The sequence below is a fragment of the Streptomyces sp. NPDC005151 genome (genome assembly GCF_053599875.1).
The window spans coordinates 1-18792 of record NZ_JBSFYR010000118.1; the positions used below are offsets into that span (position 1 = coordinate 1).

Here is an 18792-nt window from a genome sequence, read left to right on the forward strand (position 1 = left end):
ACCCCGGCCCGACGCGCCTTGTAGGCCACGAACGTGCCGAACTGGTGGAAGGACCAGGAGTGCAGGGTGACGCGTTGGGGCTTCCTGAGCCGTGCCCGCTCGCGGATCCCGGAAAGGTCCTCCAGGGCGATGCCGCGTCCGGTGCGTTCAGCCTCCGCCACAATGCACTTCGAGATCTTGTGGTTGATGTCGCGGGCCCGGCGTGCTTCGCGGCCCGCGTACTTCTTCGCCCGCCGCTTGGCGGACTTGGTGCCCTTCCCCTGGAGCGTGGAGCGCACCCGCCGGGCGTTCTCCCGGGCCCGGTTCAGCTTGCGTCCGCTGTACCGAGTGCCGGTGGAGGTGGTGGCGATGTTGACGATCCCCAGGTCCACCCCGTCGAACCCGTCCGGCATCGCGTTGAGGACCGTCTCGGGGATCTCACAGGTGGCCAACAGGTACCACTGCCCGTCGGTGTGGACGAGATCGCTCTCGCCCTGCCGGTGCACGTCAAGGACTCGGAGTTGTTCGGCCTGTCCGGTGTAGGCGAGGGATTTCAGCCGTCCGGTGGTGGTCCAGATCGAGACGGTACGGGCCTCGGTCTGCCAGGACAAACAGCGATCGTCGAAGGCCTGAGCAGCACCGGGCCGAAAGGCGACCGGCTTGCCCATCGCCTTCTCGTACCGTTTCGATCCGGGCTTGCCCAGGTTCCCGGCCTGCGCGTTCGCGGCGAGAGTGGTGTAGGCGTCGGCGACCTTGCGCAGCACGTGCAGGGCGGGCTGCGCGGCCAGGCCGCGCTTCTTCACCTCCCCGTACGCCAGCACCTGCAGAGCGGCCCGGGAGGACCGCACCGGCCGTGGCTTGCGCGGCCTGTCGTCCGTCGGCCGGGAGCCTTGGCGTTTCGTCTTGACTGCGGACATCTCGCCCGACCGAGGCCGGGGTGCCGGATCCACCCTGCCCGACGACGCCTCCCGCTCCTTCGACCAGGCATCCAGGGCCTTCCGGTCATGGGCGAAGGCACGAGCGGACAGCCAGGTCGCCGCCTCGTTGCAGGTACGCAAGGTCGCCTCAAGTGCCGCCGCCTGCACGGGCGTCGGCAGTAGCTTCACCCGCACCACCAGCTTCATAAGAGCCGACCATAAGTCGGATACCCGCACACCTGCACCCCACCAGCGCCCCGACCGCCCCATCCAGCGATCAACAAGACACGCGTTCGCATTCCCCGGCTCCGCCGGGCAGAACAGCACTGCGAGCACTCCGCGCCCGAGACGATCCGACACCGCGACGCTCCGCGTCGCCGCCAGGGGATGCAATTCCTCCCGATGGCTGAAGCCACGGGATTCCTTGCAAGGATCAGTTGAACTTCCACCATGAGGAAACTACTATCCACTGGTCAGAAGCGCTCTGTACCCCAGACGGCGCCCACGGCCGCATCCCGGAGCCCTGGCACGCCGTGCCATTGAGGCCACCCGGCGACCGCGAAGGCGCCGCCCGCACCGCCCGCTGAAGGAGTGACAGCTCATGTCCGCACCAGCGCCGTCCCCGCTGGCCATCGTCGATGCCGAGCCCCTGCCCCGGCAGGATGAGGTCCTGACCGACGCGGCCCTCGCGTTCGTGGCCGAGCTGCACCGGCAGTTCACGCCCCGCCGTGACGAGCTGCTCGCCCGCCGCGCCGAGCGCCGCGCCGAGATCGCCCGCACTTCCACACTGGACTTCCTGCCCGAAACGGCAGCGATCCGCGCGGACGACTCCTGGAAGGTCGCCCCGGCCCCGGCCGCGCTGAACGACCGCCGGGTGGAGATCACCGGTCCGACCGACCGCAAGATGACCATCAACGCCCTGAACTCGGGCGCCAGGGTCTGGCTCGCCGACTTCGAGGACGCGTCCGCCCCCACGTGGGAGAACGTCATCCTCGGCCAGCTCAATCTGATCGACGCCTACGAGCGCCGCATCGACTTCACGGACCCCAGGTCCGGCAAGTCGTACGCCCTGGGGCCCGCCGACGAGCTCGCCACGGTCGTCACCCGCCCCCGCGGCTGGCACCTGAACGAGCGTCACCTCCAGCTCGACGGCGCCCCGGTGCCGGGCGCGCTGGTCGACTTCGGCCTCTACTTCTTCCACAACGCCCAGCGCCTCATCGACCTCGGCAAGGGCCCCTACTTCTACCTCCCGAAGACGGAGTCGCACCTGGAGGCCCGCCTCTGGAACGACATCTTCGTCTTCGCCCAGGACTACGTCGGCATCCCGCAGGGCACGGTCCGCGCGACCGTCCTGATCGAGACGATCACCGCTGCGTACGAGATGGAGGAGATCCTCTACGAACTCCGCGACCACGCCTCCGGGCTGAACGCGGGCCGCTGGGACTACCTCTTCTCCATCGTCAAGAACTTCCGTGACGGCGGCTCGAAGTTCGTCCTGCCGGACCGCAACGCGGTGACGATGACCGCCCCGTTCATGCGCGCGTACACGGAACTCCTCGTCCGCACCTGTCACAAGCGCGGTGCGCACGCGATCGGCGGCATGGCGGCATTCATCCCGTCCCGCCGTGACGCCGAGGTCAACAAGGTCGCCTTCGAGAAGGTCAAGGCCGACAAGGACCGCGAGGCGAACGACGGCTTCGACGGCTCCTGGGTCGCCCACCCGGACCTCGTCCCGATCGCCATGGCCTCCTTCGACGCGGTCCTCGGCGAGAAGCCGAACCAGAAGGACCGCCTGCGCGAGGACGTCTCCGTGGCGCCGGGCGACCTGATCGCCATCGACACCCTGGACGTCAAGCCCACGTACGACGGCCTGCGCAACGCCGTCGCCGTCGGCATCCGCTACATCGAGGCGTGGCTGCGCGGCATGGGCGCCGTCGCCATCTTCAACCTGATGGAGGACGCCGCCACCGCGGAGATCTCCCGCTCGCAGATCTGGCAGTGGATCAACGCGGACGTGGTCTTCGAGAACGGCAAGCACGCCACGGCGGACCTGGCCCGCAAGGTCGCCGCCGAGGAACTCGCTGCGATCCGCGAGGAGATCGGCGAGGAGGCATTCACCTCCGGCAAGTGGCAGCAGGCCCACGACCTGCTTCTCCAGGTGTCGCTGGACCAGGACTATGCGGACTTCCTTACGCTGCCGGCGTACGAGCAACTGGTCTGAGCCGCTCCGACTCCGTAGAGCTTTCCGCCCCCGGTACCGCACAGCACCGGGGGCGGAGCGCTGCCGCCCGGTCGGCCCGCACGCCGTGCTCGGCCGATCGGCCCGCGAAGCGCGAAGACTCCGCGAGCCGGCAAGTGAGCTCTTCGGCCCTACGCCAACCCGGTGTCAAGCGCGTCGAGCAGCGTCCGTGGCAGATTCCGCCAGGCCGCCGCACCGCTGCTCGCCGCCGGCGCCCGGCGGTGGGCGGAGGCGGTGCGGGATGCCCCGGCGCGCTGCCCCTGCCCGATGCGATGCGGAACGCGGCGGCCCGCGCGCTGGTCCCGGCGGACGGACCGCTGGGGCCCGCGGCATTGGCGGAACGCTGCCTGACCTCCGCGGAGGGCGCGCTCGAGGAGGTTTGACCGTCCACTGCAGGTGGGGAGTCAGGGATGTGGTCCGTGGGGCATTTTCCCACCGTGCAGCCGAGGAGACATCAGATGCGTGGAGGCCGGGTCGTCATCGTGGGCGGCAGCGTCGCCGGATGCGCCGCCGCACTGGCCGCGCACCGGGGCGGTGCCGACGAGATCGTGGTCCTGGAGCGTGCGCCGGGGCGGTTGGCGGAGCGGGGCGTCGGGCTGGCCGTGCACGACGACCGTTACGAGGAGCTTCGGTCGGCCGGGTATTTGGACGCGGGGATGCCCTGGATCCAGCTGAACCGTCGGCGCTGGTACGTACGCGGCGAGGGCGGCGCGCCCCTCGGGAAGCTGATCGGCGAGATGCCCTTCCCGTTCCGTACGTACAACTGGGGTCCGCTCTGGCGGGAACTGCGGACCCGGGTTCCGGGCGAGGTCGAGTTCCGTACCGGCACCACCGTCGGCGCGGTGCGGCACACCCCGGGCGGGGTTGCGTTACGCATCACGGGCGTCGACGGCAGCGACCGTACCGAGGTGTTCGACTTCGCCATCGGGGCGGACGGCTACCGCTCCCTCGTCCGCACCGAGGTCTGCGCCGGGCTCGCCACCGCGGCGCGCCCCGAGTACGCCGGCTATCTCGCCTGGCGCGGCGCCTTCCCCGTCTCCAGGATGACCGCCTCCGATCAGCGTCTGTGGGACGTCGAGGAGTGTGCGTACGTCGTCTTCCCGGGCGGCCACGTGATCGTCTACCGCATCCCGGACGCCACCGGCGGCCACCGGGTGAACTGGGTGCTCTACACCGCTCCTCCCCCGGATCTCGAACTGTCGCTGGAGACTCCGACGAGTCTGCCGCCCGGCACGCTCACCGACGCTCTGCACTCCCATCTCGCCCGTATCGCGGCCGAGTTGCTGCCACCGTACTGGGGCGGCCTGGTCGGTCTGACCGCGCCGGACGAGCTGTTCGTCCAGCCGTTGTACGACTTCACGGCGCCGCGCTACGCCACCGGCCGGCTTCTGCTGACCGGCGACGCGGCGACCGTGGCCCGCCCGCACACCGGTGCCGGTGCGGTCAAGGCGCTCCAGGACGCGACGGCACTGGAGTCGGCGCTCAGGTCCGCGCCCGACTGGGCCGAGGCACTCCGTACATACGACTCCGAGCGCACCGCGGCCGGCCGGGCCATGGTGGATCTGGGGCGGCGACTGGGGCAGGCCCTGGTGGAGGCCACACCGGAGTGGGGCTCGATGGACCCGTCGGCACTGGATGCCTGGTGGCAACGGGCCGCTGTGGGTGGCGGGTTCGGTGGCCGTGCCCTGAAGGAGTGACGCCCGGCCCCGTCCCGCTCAGGTCCCGACCGCCCCCACGGTCACGAAGACCTATATGACACGGCTGGCGGGTCCACGACAAGAGGATGGGGCGGTACGTTCCGCAATGTGCCGGTGCGCGGCGTGGACGCCTCGCGCGAGGACCGATGAGTTCCGGGTGCCGGAGCGGTCAGAAGAGTATGGATACCGAGAACCAAGCTATGCCCACGGCCGATCTGGGACCTGCCGCATGTCAGGTCGCCGCACTGCTCGACGGCATCGAGGAGAAACAGCTGACCGACCCCACCCCCTGCCCCGACTATGCGGTACGGGAGCTGCTCGCCCATCTGGTCGGGCTGAGCGAGGCCTTCCGCGACGCGGCGCGGAAGGATCTCGGGCCGACGACCGACAGCTCACGGGCCGCCGCACTGCCGGTCCTCGGCGACGACTGGCGCGAGGCACTGCCACCCCTGCTGGACGAGCTGGTGACGGCCTGGCGCGACCCGGCCGCCCGGCAGGGGATGACCAGGGCGGGCGGGGTGGATCTGCCGGGCGAGGTGGCCGCGATGGTCGCACTGAACGAGCTGGTCGTCCACGGCTGGGACCTGGCCCGGTCCACCGGGCAGGTGTACGAGGCGGACGAGGCGAGCCTGCGGGTGTCGCTGGCCATGCTGACGCCCCGCGACGACATCCCGCGGCCCGACATCTTCGGACCGCCGGTCCCGGTACCGGCCGACGCGCCCCTCGTCGACCGGGCGATCGCCATGAGCGGCCGGCACCCGGACTGGCAGCCCGGGCGCTGAGGGCTGCGCGGGACGGCCGCTGCCGCCGGAGGGGCGTGGCCGCGCCCGTCCCGCGACCGGCCGATCCGGCGGGCCGTACCGGAGCTCCGGTACGGCCTGCCGGCCCCGCGGTCGCGGGCGGCGGGGCTGCGCCGTCATGTCCTCCCTGCGGCGCGCAGCGATCCCGCACGCGCGGTCAGTGCGGTCGCAGCGTCCGCACCGCCTCGCGCACCCGGTCGCGCAGTCGTTCGTCGGCCGGGGCGATGCCTGACTCCAGTCCTGAGGCCGTCACCCGCAGGTCCCGTTCAGCGAGGGCGGTCAGCCGGTTCAGGTGGTCGTCGGTGAGGGCGGTCGGGCCGAGGGCAACCAGGGCTTCGACGGCGGTGACGGGTTCGGCGTCCGCCTCCGCGGCGTCCAGGAGCAGGCCGGCCAGCCGAGGGGCGTCGAGGGACTCGGGTGCGATCGCGTGCAGGGCGAGTACCGCGCCCGGGGTCTGTTGCCGGTCCGTCAGCAGGCCCTCCAGTGCGGGGACCAGCGGGCGGGCCGCCTCTCCGATGAGGGCCGCCGCTCGCGCGGCGCGGATGAACGTCCAGCGCATCCAGGCCGGTCCGACCTCTGCGAGCACCCCGGCGAGCACCGGCACCGCCTCCTCGGCGTCGCCCGTGATCCGCCACAGGGCGGTGGCGATCTCGACATCGCCGTCCAGCTGCGGGATGGTGCGGTTCGGCTCGGGGACGGTGAGAGCGGACCGCAGGGCGGGCACCAGATCGGCTGCCTCCGGGCCCAGTTCGCCGGCGGAGCTCGCAGCCTCCCGTACGTCGTAGTCACCCTCGGCGAGCTGTGCGGCCGTCGCTGCCAGCAGGGGGCCGGAGTCGCCGGTCAGCTCGTGCACCGCCCCGGCCGCCGCGAGCCTGCCCGCCTTCGGTCCGGAGCGGGCCGCGGTGGTCAGGAGTTCCGCCGCCTCCGCGCGGTGTTCCGGCGGGCAGACCGCCACCAGCGCCTTGGGCACGACCTTCGGGAACCGCGCCAGCGCGGACCGCAGTTCGGGCAGGGCCGAGGATGCCCGGCTCCCCCAGGCGGTGAGCAGGGCCGTGAGCCAGAACGGCTCATTGCCTTCGAGATCGTCCGCGACGAGGCGGACACGGATCGCGTCCAGCAGGTCGGGGTCGTACGGGAACGAGAGGGCGGCTGCCCCTCGGGCCGGGAAGCCGCATACGGCGCCGAGCGCGCGCGGGCGCTGTCCCAGGTCGCGGGCGAGGAGCGGCGCGGCCTGCGCGGGGGCCACGGCGACAAGCGCTTCGAGGGCCCGGTCCGCCGGATCACCCTGCCCTGCGGCGAGTTGGGCCAGGACCGGGGCTGCCGCCGCTCCATGGACGCCCAGCTTCCGGAGGAGCGAGTACGCCGCGGGCACGGCAGCCGGGTCGGCCGTCAGGGCACGCAGGGGCGCGGCCAGCCGTTCGGGCGCGCTGCGCGAGAGCTGACAGGCGGTCTCGGCCGCCCACAGCGCCTCGGCGCGGGCGTCGGGGTCGGGGCTGCGCAGTGCCGCGTCGAGCAGGCCGTACGCCGCTTCGCGGTCCTCGGGGGTGTCACGGAGCAGCAGGGAATCGACGACATACTGCAGCGGTTCGTTGCGCTCCTGGTCGAGGCGGCTCCGGACCAGCCCGTCGGCCGGGAGGAGCGCCAGCATCGCCTCGTGGTGGGCGGGGCCCCAGGGCCGGCCCGCGTCGACGCCGGCCAGCAGGGCCGCGATCCTCACCTCGCCCGGCTCGCCCGCACCCATGGCTTCGGTCGCCTCGGCGGCGCTCCCTGCCGGGTCCAGATGGGCAATGGCACCGAGGAGTTCGGCCCGGACAAGGGGATCCGTCTCTTCCGCCCAGCGCCTCCGGAGCACCGGCAGCACCTGGCCGGATGCCCCTGTCATGGCCCCGGTCCACGCGGCGGCCTGCCGCAACCCGGGATTCTCGTCGGCGATCCGGCCCAGGATCAACGGCAGTTGGGCGACGACGGCCGCCCGGCAGGCGGCTTCGTCCGTCTCCCCCTGGTCCTCGCCGCCCTCCGCGATCCCGCCGAGCAGCACCAGCAGATCCTCCGTGCGGTGCCCGGCCTCCGCGAGCCGCGCCAGATACGGCACCGCGTGGGCCGTCGCCTCGTACACCGAACCCTGATGCATGCTGCCGTACAGCTCGGAGAGCGCCTCGGACGCCGCGTCCTCGTCGTCCCCGGCGAGCACCCGCAGGCAGTCGGGCACATCGGCGGCGCTTCCGTACGCATGCTGCAGCTCGGCCCACGGCTGGGCGTCGACCTCGGCGAAGAACAGTGCAAGCTCCATACGGACGATCTTGGCACCCGGCACTGACAATACCCCCGGCCGGGCCCCGCCCACGATGCCGACCGGCGCGGTTCGCCGGCTCCCGGGGGCACCCCGCTCCGGGGTTCAGCCGGCTGCCGGAGTTTCAGCTGGTGAAGAACTCGGTGATCTGCTGGGCGACCTGGTCGGCATGGGTCTCGTGGACCTGGTGGCCGCCGCCGAGCGTGATCAGCCGGCAGTCCGGGATCAGGGAGGCCATGTCGGCCAGCCGGCCCTGTGGCATGGTGCTCTCCGGGCCGCCGGCGATCATCAGCGTCGGCGCGACGATCTCGCCGAGACCGTCCGCCCACTGCGGGTCGGGGTCGGCGACCTGGGCCCGGATGGGCGCGACGAGATTCCAGTCGTAGTCGACCGGCTCTTCGGGCTGCGCGGCGGGCCTCGGCTCACTGGGGAACGGCGGCGGGGTCTCCACCAGCACCAGGCGCTCCACCCGGTCCGCGTGCTCCTGGGCGAGCAGATGGGCGACCACGCCGCCCATGGAGTGGCCGACCAGGCCGACGCGGTCAAGCTCGCACTCGTCGAGGAAGCCGAGGACGTCGTCCCTCATCAGCTCGAAGGAGTACTCGTCGGGCCAGTCGCTCTCCCCGTGCCCGCGCAGGTCGAGGGCGTACACCCGCCATTCCTCGCCGAGCAGGCTCCCGACCGCTTCCCAGCTCGCGGCGGAACCGCCGAGGCCGTGCAGCAGGACGACGGGCGAGCCGAACGGGTCGCCCCAGGTCCGGTACGCCAGCCGGACGTCGCCGACATCCACAACAGACTGATCTTCCATACCCCTGACGCTACAGGCGAACGGACCAAGATCCTTCCCCGCGCCTGGCAGGCTGGAGAAGTGAAGGTCATTCCGCGTTCCCTGCTCGCCCCCGCCACGGCTCCGGTCACCGCTCTGGTCATGGCGGCCGCCCTGCTGGCGGGGTGTTCCGGGCGCTCGCCCGTGCCCGTTTCCGGCAACGGCGCCCCGAGGGCCGGGCTGGACGATCCGGCGAAGAAGGAGATCGCGATGCAGCTGGTCTCCAGCGCGGAGAACTCCACGCTCGACTGGAAGGCGCAGTACAAGTACATCGAGGACATCGGCGACGGCCACGGCTACACCGCGGGCATCATCGGCTTCTGCTCCGGCACCGGCGACATGCTGAAGGTCGTCGAGCGGTACGCGTCGGCGCGCCCCGGCAATCCGCTGGAACGGTTCCTGCCCGCTCTGCGCGCGGTGCAGGGCAGCGATTCGCACGACGGCCTCGGGCGCCCGTTCACCGACGCATGGGTGGAGGCGGCCGCCGACCCCGCGTTCCGGTCGGCGCAGGATGCCGAACGGGACAGCTCATACTTCGATCCGGCGGTCGAACAGGGAAAGGGCGACGGTCTCGGCGCCCTGGGCCAGTTCATCTACTACGACGCCTATGTGATGCACGGGTCCGCCGACTCGGACGGCACGGTCGGATTCCGTACGATGCGCCGCGAGGCAATCGACGCCGCCGAACCGCCGTCCCGGGGCGGCGACGAGGTGACGTATCTGAACGCCTTCCTCGATGCCCGGGTCACCGCGATCCGCAAGGAACCCTCGCACTCCGACACCAGTCGCGTCGAAACGGAGCAGCGGGTCTTCGTACGCGAGGGCAGACTCCAGCTGGAAACGCCGCTGAAGTGGAAGGTGTACGGCGACAGCTACCGTATCGACGGACCCTGAACCCGCGATCGGCGGTCTGCACGGTCAACGAACGGGGTCAAAATCTCAACTGCCGTGCCCAGTAGGGACATTGGTCCATGGGCAACCTGCAGGGTGGCCCCACGGGCGCATGGATCCACGTGGCCTACCCCGACTGCTGACAGCCATCGGCCAGAGGGTGTCCGCCCCTGATCCGCAGGCCGCCCCGTACGGCCCCGCACCGAGCGTCCGGCGCGTAGTGCGGGGCCTTTCCGTAGCCGGAGCCGGACTCAACTCGCTTGCGCCGAACGAGTGCACGACTCTCACTCCACCACGACTCTCACTCCACTCTGATAGGAAAGCTTCCTAGCGGATCCGGAACGACGAACTCCCTTTGGAGGAATGGTGCCCGCTCGCCATAAGCACGCCGCACGTCGCAACACTCGCCCCGTACGGCTCGCGCTGGCCGTATTCGGGGTGACCTTCACCGCGGCACCCACCACCGCCTACGCCGGTGCCCCCACGCATCCGGCCGTGCGCCAGGAGGTCTCCGCCGCCCGGCAGGCGGCTGCCGCCACCGGGCTGGCCGATCCGGCGAAGAAGGAGATCGCCATGGAGCTGGTCTCCAGCGCGGAGAACTCCTCACTCGACTGGAAAGCGCAGTACAAATACATTGAGGACGTCGGCGACGGCTGCGGCTACACCGCGGGCATCATCGGCTTCTGCTCCGGCACCGGCGACATGCTCGACCTCGTCGAGCTGTACACCCAGCGCAAGCCGGGCAACGTCCTCGCGAATTATCTGCCCGCTCTGCGGGAGGTGAACGGCACCGACTCGCACGACGGCCTCGACCCGAACTTCGCCGAGGACTGGGCGACCGCGGCGTCGGACCCGGCCTTCAAGCAGGCGCAGAACGACGAACGGGACCGGGTGTACTTCAACCCGGCGGTCGATCGGGCGAAGGCCGACGGCATCGGCACGCTCGGCCAGTTCGCGTACTACGACGCCATCGTCATGCACGGCGACGGCGACGACAGCACCAGCTTCGGCTCCATCCGCAAGCGCGCGCTCGCCAGGGCGAAGCCGCCGTCGCAGGGCGGCAACGAGGTGACCTACCTCAACGCCTTCCTGGACGCGCGGGTCTGGGCGATGCGGCAGGATGAGGCCCACTCGGACACCAGCCGGGTGGACACCGCCCAGCAAGTCTTCCTGAAGAAGGGCAATCTGAACCTGGATCCGCCGCCGGAGTGGAAGGTGTACGGCGACAGCTACCACATCGGCTGAGTCCCGCCCGGACCTGCCCGGAATACGTCTGTGACGCGTACGGCCCCCGCCAGGCGCGCCACAGCGCCGTACCGGACACGCTCAGTGCGCGCCCACCGGAGCCGTTGCCGGGACGGAGGGCTCCTTCTCGTCCTCCGTCTCCGGCTTCCCGCCCAGGTGGTGCGTCGGTGCAGGTGGGGCAGGTTGTGCAGCTGGTGCGGCAGCCTTGGTCACCGGTCCGGCGAACGCGCACTTCTGCGTGCGTGTCCGCCGGACCGGCTGCCGTGGACCCCGCTCGGGTCCACGGCGGCCGGCCGAGGGCCGTCCCCCTCCGGCCGGCCGTTCTGGGGGAGGTGCCCCGGAGCCGTCAGGCCCCGGCGGCGATCTGCGCGAGGCGGCGGGCCTCGTCGCGGGTGGCGCGGGCGATGGCGTCCTCGTCCACCGTGGTCAGGTGGTTGCCCTCGACGACCGTCTTCCCGTTGACGAGGGAGAGGGTGACGGGGGCGGCGGCGCCGAAGACGAGCGCGGTGACCGGGTCGGCGATGGAGGAGTGGGCGAGGGTGTCCAGTTTCCAGAGCACCAGGTCGGCGAGCTTGCCGACCTCCAGGGAGCCGATCTGGTCCGCGCGGCCGAGGACCTGGGCGCCGCCGTACGTTCCCAGGCGCAGGGCCTGACGGGCATTCAGTGCCTTTTCGCGGTGGGCGCCGAGGCGGTTGATGAGGAGGGCGTTGCGCAGTTCGGTGTGGAGTTCACCGGACTCGTTGGAGGCGGTGCCGTCGACACCGAGGCCGACGGGGACGCCCGCGGCCAGCATGTCGGGGACCCGGGCGATGCCTGCCGCGAGGCGGGCGTTGGAGGACGGGCAGTGCGCGACGCCGGTGCCGGTGCGGGCGAACGCGGCGATGTCGGAGTCGTTCATATGGACGCAGTGAGCCATCCATACGTCGTCGCCGAGCCAGCCCGTCGACTCGAAGTAGTCGGTCGGGCCCATGCCGAACAGCTCGTGGCAGAACTTCTCCTCCTCCACGGTCTCCGAGCCGTGGGTGTGCATCCGGACCCCGCGGCGGCGGGCCAGCTCGGCTCCCTGGCGGAGCAGTTCGGTGGAGATGGAGAAGGGCGAGCAGGGTGCGACGGCGATCTGCGTCATGGCGTCGAAGGAGCCGTCATGGTGGGCGTCGATGGCCGCCTCGGTGCCGGCGAGCGCACCGTCGAGCGTCTCGACGGCGAAGTCCGGCGGCAGTCCGCCGTCCTTCTGGCTGCGGTCCATGGAGCCGCGGGCGAGGGTGAACCGTACGCCCATGTCGCGGGCGGCTCCGATGATGGCGCCGGACAGGTCGCCGGAGCCCTGCGGGTAGACGTAGTGGTGGTCCATGGCGGTGGTGACGCCGCCGCGGGCCATCATCGCGAGCGAGCCCTGGGCTGCGGCGCGGACCATCGGCTCGTCGATGCGCGCCCAGGTCGGGTAGAGGGCGACCAGCCAGTCGAAGAGGTTGTGGTCGGTGGCCAGACCCCGGGTGATCCATTGGTAGAAGTGGTGGTGGGTGTTGATCAGGCCGGGGGTAGCGAGGTGCCCGGTGCCGTCGATGCGTCGCACGACGTTCTCCAGCCCCTCAGGGGCCCGGCCGGCGCCTACGTGCTCGATGCGGTTGCCCGCGACGACGACATGGCCCGAGGCGTACTCGGTGTCGTCGGCGTCCACGGTCGCGATCGAACAGTTCTGGATGACGATGCGTTCCACACGATCAGGGGCTGCCATGGCGCTTCCTTCGTCTCTCTGTGGTGAGGTGGGCACGGCAGGACCCTAGGAGGATTTGAGTGCCGCAGCCGTGCGGCTGTGGGTGCCGAGATGGTGGAAGAACAGGTTGAGCAGGACCGCGACGAGCGCTCCCGCGCTGATCCCGGAGCCCAGCACGGTCTGCGCCCAGGACGGAAATCCGGCGTAGAAGGCGGGCGCGGCGAGCGGGATGATGCCCGCGCCGAGCGCCACGGCGACCAGGATGATGTGGGAGCTGTCGTCGAGTCCGGCCTCGGAGAGCGTACGGATGCCGCTGACGGCGATCGAGCCGAACAGGACGATTCCGGCGCCACCGAGCACGGGCATCGGGACGAGGGAGACGACCGCGCCGAGGGCGGGGAAGACGCCCAGGACGATCAGAGCTCCGCCCGCCGCGGCGACGTAGCGGCTGCGTACCTTCGTCAGCGACACCACGCCGGCGTTCTGCGCGAACGCGCTCGTCGGGAAGGAGCCGAAGACCGGGCCGAGCAGGGTGGCGATGCCGTCGGTGCGCAGTCCGCGGGTGATGGTCCGCCCGTCGGTGCGGCCGTCTGCTGCTGGGCCCGTTGCGGGCTGTGCCATGGGGTTTCCCTCCGGGTCGGCCGGTCCCCGCCCGTCGGCGGGCGGGGACCGGCTCAGGGCCGCGTCAGAGGTTGGTCATGTCGACCGGGATCTGCTGCTCGATGCCGTCCCGCAGCACGGTGGCCTCGATGAGTCCGTACGGGCGGTCTGCCGCAAAGTAGACAGCACCGTCGGCGGTCTCGTTCTTGACACCGAAGGGCTCCAGGTCCACCAGGAAGTGGTGGTTGTTCGGCAGGGAGAAGCGGATCTCGTCGATCTCGCTGCGGCTGTTGATCACCCTCGACCCCATCTGGTAGAGGGTCTGCTGCAGCGAGAGGGAGTACGTCTCGGCGAAGGCCTGCAGGATGTGCTTCCTGGCCTGCTCGTACGACTTCTCCCAGTTGGGCATCCGGTCGTCGTCGCTGGTCCAGTTGTAACACCAGGCGGCAGCGACGTCGGTGCACAGGATGCGGTCGTACGCCTCCTTGAGCGTCGTGTACTTGTCCTTGACGTAACCCCAGAACTCCGAGTTGGTGGTGTTCATGACCGTGAGGTCCTTGAGTCCTGAGATGACCTGCCAGTTCTCACCGTCGTAGGTGATCTGGGTGGTGCGCAGCTCCTGGCCCTTGCGGACGAAGGAGTGGTTGACCTCGTCCGAGCCTATGAACTTGGAGTTGTTGTCCGAGGCGGCGATGCGCTCCCAGGAGTACTCCTGGATGCGGATGCGCGCCTGGTGGATCGGCTCCTGCGACGTCACGAAGTGGCGGGCGAGGTGGATGCCGAACTGCTCGGCGGACTCGATGCCGTGCTCCTTGGCGAACGCGTACACCGTGTTCTTGGTGGTGTCGGTCGGCAGGACGTTGGCGTTGGAGCCGGAGTAGTGGACGTCGTCCATGTCGCCGGAGAGGGCGACCGAGACGTTCAGGTCCTTGATGTGGTGGGTGTCGCCGTCCCGCGTGATCTTGACGACGCGGTTCTCTGCTTTGCCGTACTGGTTCTGGCCGAGAATCGTGGGCATGTCTGCTAGCTCCCTCGGTATACGGAGTAGCCGAACGGGTTGAGCAGCAGCGGTACGTGATAGTGCTCGCCCGGTACGACGGCGAAGGTGATCGCCACTTCCGGGAAGAACGCACCGCTGTCCCTTACGCGGGGGGCGTCCTGCTGCGCCTCGGCTTGCTTGTTGAAGAAGTACGCCTCGGTCTCGAAGTAGAGACGTACATGGGTGGTGCCCTCCGGCAGCGCCGGCAGGTCCTTGCATCGCCCGTCCGCGTCGGTCGCGGAGCCGCCGAGCGTCACCCACGGCGCGTCGCTGCCACTGCGGGCGGCGAGCGTGACGGGGACGGCTGCGGCGGGGCGGCCGATGCTGGTGTCCAGGATGTGCGTGGACACCGATGCGGTGGTGTCGGCGCTCAAGACCGTCACTCTCCTTCGGTTACGAGACGGGTCAGCCGGATGCGATTGATCTTGCCCAGCTCGGTGCGCACGATCTCGCGCTCCTGCTCGGGCGAGTTCCCGATCCGGGACTTCACCGCGTCGCGCATCTGCTCGCCGGTGGCACCGGTGGCGCAGATCAGGAAGACATGTCCGAACCGCTCCTGGTAAGCCAGGTTCAGTTCGAGCATCTCGGCCTTGAGCTCCTCGGTGGCGTCGGCCATCCCCCGCTGTTCGCGGGAGGAGGTCGGGTCCCCGGGGGCCGGGCGGCCGATCGGGGGGTGGCCGGCCATCGCGTCGGCCAGATCTTCGCGGGTCAGCGCGGCCGTGGCGGCATCACTGGTGGCGAGAAGGGCTTCTGCGGTGGTGTAGGGGCGCCGGGAGAGGATCGCTCTTCCCCATGCCGCACTGGCACACACCTCGTGCAACGCGGTGATGGCCTCGTCGTCCGCCAGGGTATTGAACCGGGCGAGGCCCGGTGTGGAGCTCAGAGTCACGGGAGCCTCCGTGGCTTTTTTCGCTGTGCGTTGGTCGGGCTGCGGATAGCTAACGCCCTCCACAACACCACGTCAACACTTTGTTGAAATTCCGCGAACGTCAAAGGCCGCCGCCCGGCGATCCGGGCGACGGCCTTCCGCATACTTCCGCGGCGTTCGCTCAACTACTCACCTTTGGCAGCATTTTCCCTGTTGAGATAGTTGTAGACGGTGAAGCGGCTGACCCCCAGCGCCCCCGCCACCGTCTCCACGCCGTGCCGTACCGAGAAGGCACCCCGTGCCTCAAGGTTCCGTACGACCGACTGTTTGGTCTTACGGTCCAGCTCGGCCAGCGGCATGCCGTGCCGCCGCTCCATCGCTGCCAGGATGTGGTCGAGCGAGTCCGAGAGCTGCGGCAGCCGCACGGCTATGACGTCCTCGCCCTCCCAGGCCAGCACGACGTCGTCGATCCTGGCCTCCTCGGGCCCGACCAGCTCGGCGCCCATGGCGTCGACGAGCGGCTTGACCGCAGTGACGAGGGGGTGGTCCGCCGGTTCGGTCACTTCGAGTCATCCCCGATGACGTTGACCTGGAGCGACACCCGGGTGGCACCGGACTCCAGGGCCTTGCGCAGCAGGGAGTCCACCGCGGTGAGCACCGCGTCGGCGCCGCCCTCCGCCGTATTGCCGAAGGGGCCGACATCCACGGCGTCCAGCTCGGCCGTCTGGATCACCTCGCGGGCCACCACCGCGTGAGCGGGTGCCTCGTCGAGATCGAAGGGCTCGGTGGTGAACTCCACTCTCAAGCGCACTGTGCCTCCATCATGTGCTCGCCGCGCCCAGGGGCCGGCTCGGCCCCGACCCTAACGGACCGCTGGGGTCTTTCGTTTGGATCAGGCCGGAGCGGGGAGCGGCCCGCCGCGGAGCGGCTGGTGTCGCCGTGGTGCGTGCAGCTGCAAGGCGGAGGAAGGAGCCCACACGGAGCGAATGGGGTCTCGGGTCTCCCCTGCTCGAGCGAAGCCGAGAGCTTGGGGAATACTGACGACAACGCCACGGATGTGCGTGCCGGCCCCGCGAGCCCGGCACGATTCGACGACCAGGTGTTCGGCACCCACGGTGCGGCATATCCGCCGGAGCGGACGGTGGCGGTCGACGTCCCTCAGTGACTGATCGACCTGGCCGGCCGGACGAGCACCGCGCCGCGCTCCTGCGACCAGCGGGTGGACTACGTCCTGCACGTGAGGGAGCAGGCCCTCACCCCGGCACAGGTGAGCGCCCGGTGGCCGCGCACCGGACCGCGGGGACGACATTCCAGGACACGCTGCCCGCCGGGCAGCCCGGCAGCCGGAGAGCAGCAGGCGGAGCGGACGGCCCGCGGGCGTCCGCCCCGCCTTCTGTGTGTGAAGGCCGCCAACCAGCTGATCGTCGCGGTCAACATCCAGGCCTGCGCCGAGGCCGTCGTCTTCCTGGAGAAGTCCGGGGTCGACCTCTCCGCCGCACTCGACGTCCTGGCCGGCGGGCTGGCCGGCTCGACCGTGCTGACCCGGAAGAAGGACAACTTCCTGGGCCGGGACTTCGCGCCGGGCTTCCGGATCGACCTGCACCACAAGGACATGGGCATCGTCACCGACGCCGCCCGTAATGTCGGTGCCGCGCTCCCCGTCGGCGCCGTGGTCGCCCAGCTCGTCGCCTCGCTCCGCGCGCAGGGCGACGGCGGCCTGGACCACTCGGCCCTGCTGCGCGCGGTCGAGCGCCTCTCGGGTCAGCCCGTCCAGGCCTGACCGACCGCCCCACAGACTTCCGGATGGCGCCGGCGCTGACACCTGTCCTGTCGCGCCCAGGCGTCGGCGCCATCCGGAACACCTCACTCGCAATTTCAACAAACTGTTGACGTTCGGTTCGGAGCGTACCTACGCTCCTGGAGCCCCAGGGCGTCGCAGTTCAGCAACTCCCGTACGGAAGGTCGCCCCGACACCATGACGCAGCGTGTGCTTACGACCGAGTCAGGCGCCCCGGTCGCCGACAACCAGAACTCCGCCACCGCCGGCGTCGGTGGCCCGATCCTCCTCCAGGACCAACACCTGCTGGAGAAGCTCGCGCGCTTCAACCGGGAGCGCATCCCGGAGCGCGTGGTCCACGCGCGCGGTTCCGGCGCATACGGCTACTTCGAGGTGACCGACGACGTCACCGGCTTCACCCGCGCCGACTTCCTCTCCGCCGTCGGCAAGCGCACCGAGACGTTCATCCGGTTCTCGACGGTCGCCGACTCGCTGGGCGGCGCCGACGCCGTACGCGACCCGCGCGGCTTCGCCCTCAAGTTCTACACGGACGAGGGCAATTACGACCTGGTCGGCAACAACACCCCGGTCTTCTTCATCAAGGACCCGATCAAGTTCCCCGACTTCATCCACTCGCAGAAGCGCGACCCGTTCACGGGCCGTCAGGAGCCTGACAACGTCTGGGACTTCTGGGCGCACGCCCCCGAGGCGACGCACCAGGTGACCTGGCTGATGGGCGACCGGGGCATCCCTGCCTCGTACCGCCACATGAACGGCTACGGCTCGCACACCTACCAGTGGACGAACACCGAGGGCGAGGCCTTCTTCGTCAAGTACCACTTCAAGACGAACCAGGGCGTGCGCTCCCTCTCCAGCGAGCAGGCCGCCGAGCTCGCGGGCAAGGACGGCACCTCGCACCAGACGGACCTGCTGCAGGCCATCGAGCGGGGCGTGAAACCGTCCTGGACCCTGTACGTGCAGGTCATGCCGGCCGCCGAGGCCGCCGACTACCGCTTCAACCCGTTCGACCTCACCAAGGTGTGGCCGCACAGCGACTACCCGCTGCAGCGCGTGGGCCGGCTGGTCCTGGACCGCAACCCGGACAATGTGTTCGCCGAGGTCGAGCAGGTCGCGTTCTCCCCGAACAACTTCGTGCCCGGCATCGGCCCCTCCCCGGACAAGATGCTCCAGGGCCGCCTGTTCGCCTACGCCGACGCGCACCGCTACCGGCTGGGCGTCAACCACACCCAGCTCCCGGTGAACGCCCCGCGGACCGCCGTCGTCGACAACTACGGCCGCGACGGTCTGCACGCCACCCGCAACGGCGCGCGCCACGACAAGAACTACGAACCCAACTCGTACGCCGGCCCCGCCCAGACCGGCGCGGCGCTCTCCGCCCCGCTGGCGATCCACGGCTGGACCGGCACCCACGCGGCGCCCGCCCACACCAAGGACGACGACTTCTTCCAGGCGGGCGAGCTCTACCGGCTGATGTCCGAGGACGAGAAGGGCCGCCTGGTCGCCAACATCGCCGGAGGCCTCTCCCAGGTCACCCGCGACGACGTGATCGAGAAGAACCTCGCGCATTTCCACGCCGCCGACGCCGACTACGGCAAGCGCGTCGAGGAGGCTGTCCGCGCCCTGCGCGAGGACTAGTGCCGTGACCGGCAATGTTTGCCCCATGAGGAGCGTCGTCCGGTGCGTGCGATCGCAAGGCGGGCGGAAGTCCTTGTAGCGGAGCTACCAGGGCTTTTGGCCAACGCGGCGAGCGGGCGTGCCGGGCGGTGCGACGGGGCAAAGCTTGCCGGGAGGGGCACTAGTACTACAGGGATAGATCTTGGTGTGCGATTGAGGCAGAATGGTCTGTCGTGAGTGCACGAGGTCGGGATAAGGACGAGCTGGCGGCGGAG

Annotated in this window: 15 protein-coding genes and 2 pseudogenes; 7 read left to right on the forward strand and 10 right to left on the reverse strand. The window is 70.3% G+C overall.

All coding sequences use genetic code 11. The annotated features are described in order from the left end of the window. The coding region (locus ACWD6R_RS35830) for an RNA-guided endonuclease TnpB family protein (RefSeq protein WP_451822565.1) at positions 1-1103 on the reverse strand (1103 nt) is incomplete at its 3' end. A 394-nt stretch (positions 1104-1497) separates the two neighbouring features. Between ACWD6R_RS35830 and aceB the strand changes: the two genes are divergently transcribed. The 3 genes from aceB (at position 1498) to ACWD6R_RS35845 (ending at position 5614) form a co-directional block, all read left to right on the forward strand. After that, a complete protein-coding gene (aceB, locus tag ACWD6R_RS35835; RefSeq protein WP_451822566.1) occupies positions 1498-3117 on the forward strand; it encodes a malate synthase A in 1620 nt (539 codons plus the stop codon). A 476-nt stretch (positions 3118-3593) separates the two neighbouring features. Then, positions 3594-4832, forward strand: coding sequence for an FAD-dependent monooxygenase (locus tag ACWD6R_RS35840; RefSeq protein ID WP_451822567.1), 1239 nt, complete (start codon positions 3594-3596; stop codon positions 4830-4832). A 200-nt stretch (positions 4833-5032) separates the two neighbouring features. Beyond that, the gene (locus ACWD6R_RS35845) at positions 5033-5614 is read left to right on the forward strand and encodes a TIGR03086 family metal-binding protein (protein WP_451822568.1); all 582 of its coding nucleotides are present in this window, start codon (positions 5033-5035) and stop codon (positions 5612-5614) included. 175 nt (positions 5615-5789) lie between these two features. On the opposite strand, the gene ACWD6R_RS35850 is transcribed toward ACWD6R_RS35845, so the two are convergent. Together ACWD6R_RS35850 and ACWD6R_RS35855 are read right to left on the reverse strand one after the other, a co-directional pair. Further along, positions 5790-7922, reverse strand: a complete 2133-nt coding sequence (locus ACWD6R_RS35850) for a hypothetical protein (RefSeq protein ID WP_451822569.1) — start codon at positions 7920-7922, stop codon at positions 5790-5792. Between the two features lie 124 nt (positions 7923-8046). Continuing rightward, positions 8047-8730 carry an alpha/beta fold hydrolase gene (locus ACWD6R_RS35855; protein ID WP_451822570.1) on the reverse strand — a complete coding sequence of 228 codons (684 nt, stop codon included), beginning with the start codon at positions 8728-8730 and terminating at the stop codon, positions 8047-8049. Between the two features lie 60 nt (positions 8731-8790). Between ACWD6R_RS35855 and ACWD6R_RS35860 the strand changes: the two genes are divergently transcribed. Both ACWD6R_RS35860 and ACWD6R_RS35865 read left to right on the forward strand, forming a co-directional pair. Further along, on the forward strand, positions 8791-9642 hold the full coding sequence (locus ACWD6R_RS35860) for a chitosanase (protein WP_451822571.1): 852 nt from the start codon (positions 8791-8793) through the stop codon (positions 9640-9642). A 360-nt stretch (positions 9643-10002) separates the two neighbouring features. After that, complete coding sequence (locus tag ACWD6R_RS35865; RefSeq protein WP_451822572.1) at positions 10003-10884, forward strand: chitosanase; 882 nt, start codon at positions 10003-10005, stop codon at positions 10882-10884. 346 nt (positions 10885-11230) lie between these two features. On the opposite strand, the gene ACWD6R_RS35870 is transcribed toward ACWD6R_RS35865, so the two are convergent. From ACWD6R_RS35870 to ACWD6R_RS35900, 7 genes and pseudogenes are all read right to left on the reverse strand, one after another. After that, on the reverse strand, positions 11231-12619 hold the full coding sequence (locus ACWD6R_RS35870; RefSeq protein WP_451822573.1) for an 8-oxoguanine deaminase: 1389 nt from the start codon (positions 12617-12619) through the stop codon (positions 11231-11233). A 45-nt stretch (positions 12620-12664) separates the two neighbouring features. After that, positions 12665-13192, reverse strand: a pseudogene (locus ACWD6R_RS35875) (solute carrier family 23 protein); the annotation flags it as partial. Positions 13193-13283: 91 nt separating this feature from the next. Then, positions 13284-14216, reverse strand: coding sequence for a factor-independent urate hydroxylase (pucL, locus tag ACWD6R_RS35880; protein ID WP_451822574.1), 933 nt, complete (start codon positions 14214-14216; stop codon positions 13284-13286). A 5-nt stretch (positions 14217-14221) separates the two neighbouring features. Further along, positions 14222-14611 (reverse strand): hydroxyisourate hydrolase, encoded by a 390-nt coding sequence (gene uraH / locus ACWD6R_RS35885; RefSeq protein ID WP_451822575.1) that lies wholly within the window; start codon positions 14609-14611, stop codon positions 14222-14224. Between the two features lie 5 nt (positions 14612-14616). Further along, entirely contained in the window at positions 14617-15126 is a 510-nt protein-coding gene (gene uraD, locus ACWD6R_RS35890) for a 2-oxo-4-hydroxy-4-carboxy-5-ureidoimidazoline decarboxylase (RefSeq protein WP_451822576.1), read from the reverse strand. A gap of 164 nt (positions 15127-15290) precedes the next feature. Further along, entirely contained in the window at positions 15291-15668 is a 378-nt protein-coding gene (locus tag ACWD6R_RS35895) for a helix-turn-helix domain-containing protein (RefSeq protein ID WP_451822577.1), read from the reverse strand. After that, positions 15665-15916 carry a hypothetical protein gene (locus ACWD6R_RS35900; protein ID WP_451822578.1) on the reverse strand — a complete coding sequence of 84 codons (252 nt, stop codon included), beginning with the start codon at positions 15914-15916 and terminating at the stop codon, positions 15665-15667. The genes ACWD6R_RS35895 and ACWD6R_RS35900 overlap by 4 nt, the downstream gene beginning before the upstream one ends. A gap of 588 nt (positions 15917-16504) precedes the next feature. Between ACWD6R_RS35900 and ACWD6R_RS35905 the strand changes: the two are divergent. Beyond that, a pseudogene (locus ACWD6R_RS35905) lies at positions 16505-16885 on the forward strand (NAD-binding protein); the annotation flags it as partial. Between the two features lie 195 nt (positions 16886-17080). Continuing rightward, positions 17081-18538: a catalase gene (locus tag ACWD6R_RS35910; RefSeq protein WP_451822579.1), complete on the forward strand. Its 1458-nt coding sequence runs from the start codon at positions 17081-17083 to the stop codon at positions 18536-18538. Positions 18539-18792: the final 254 nt, after the last annotated feature.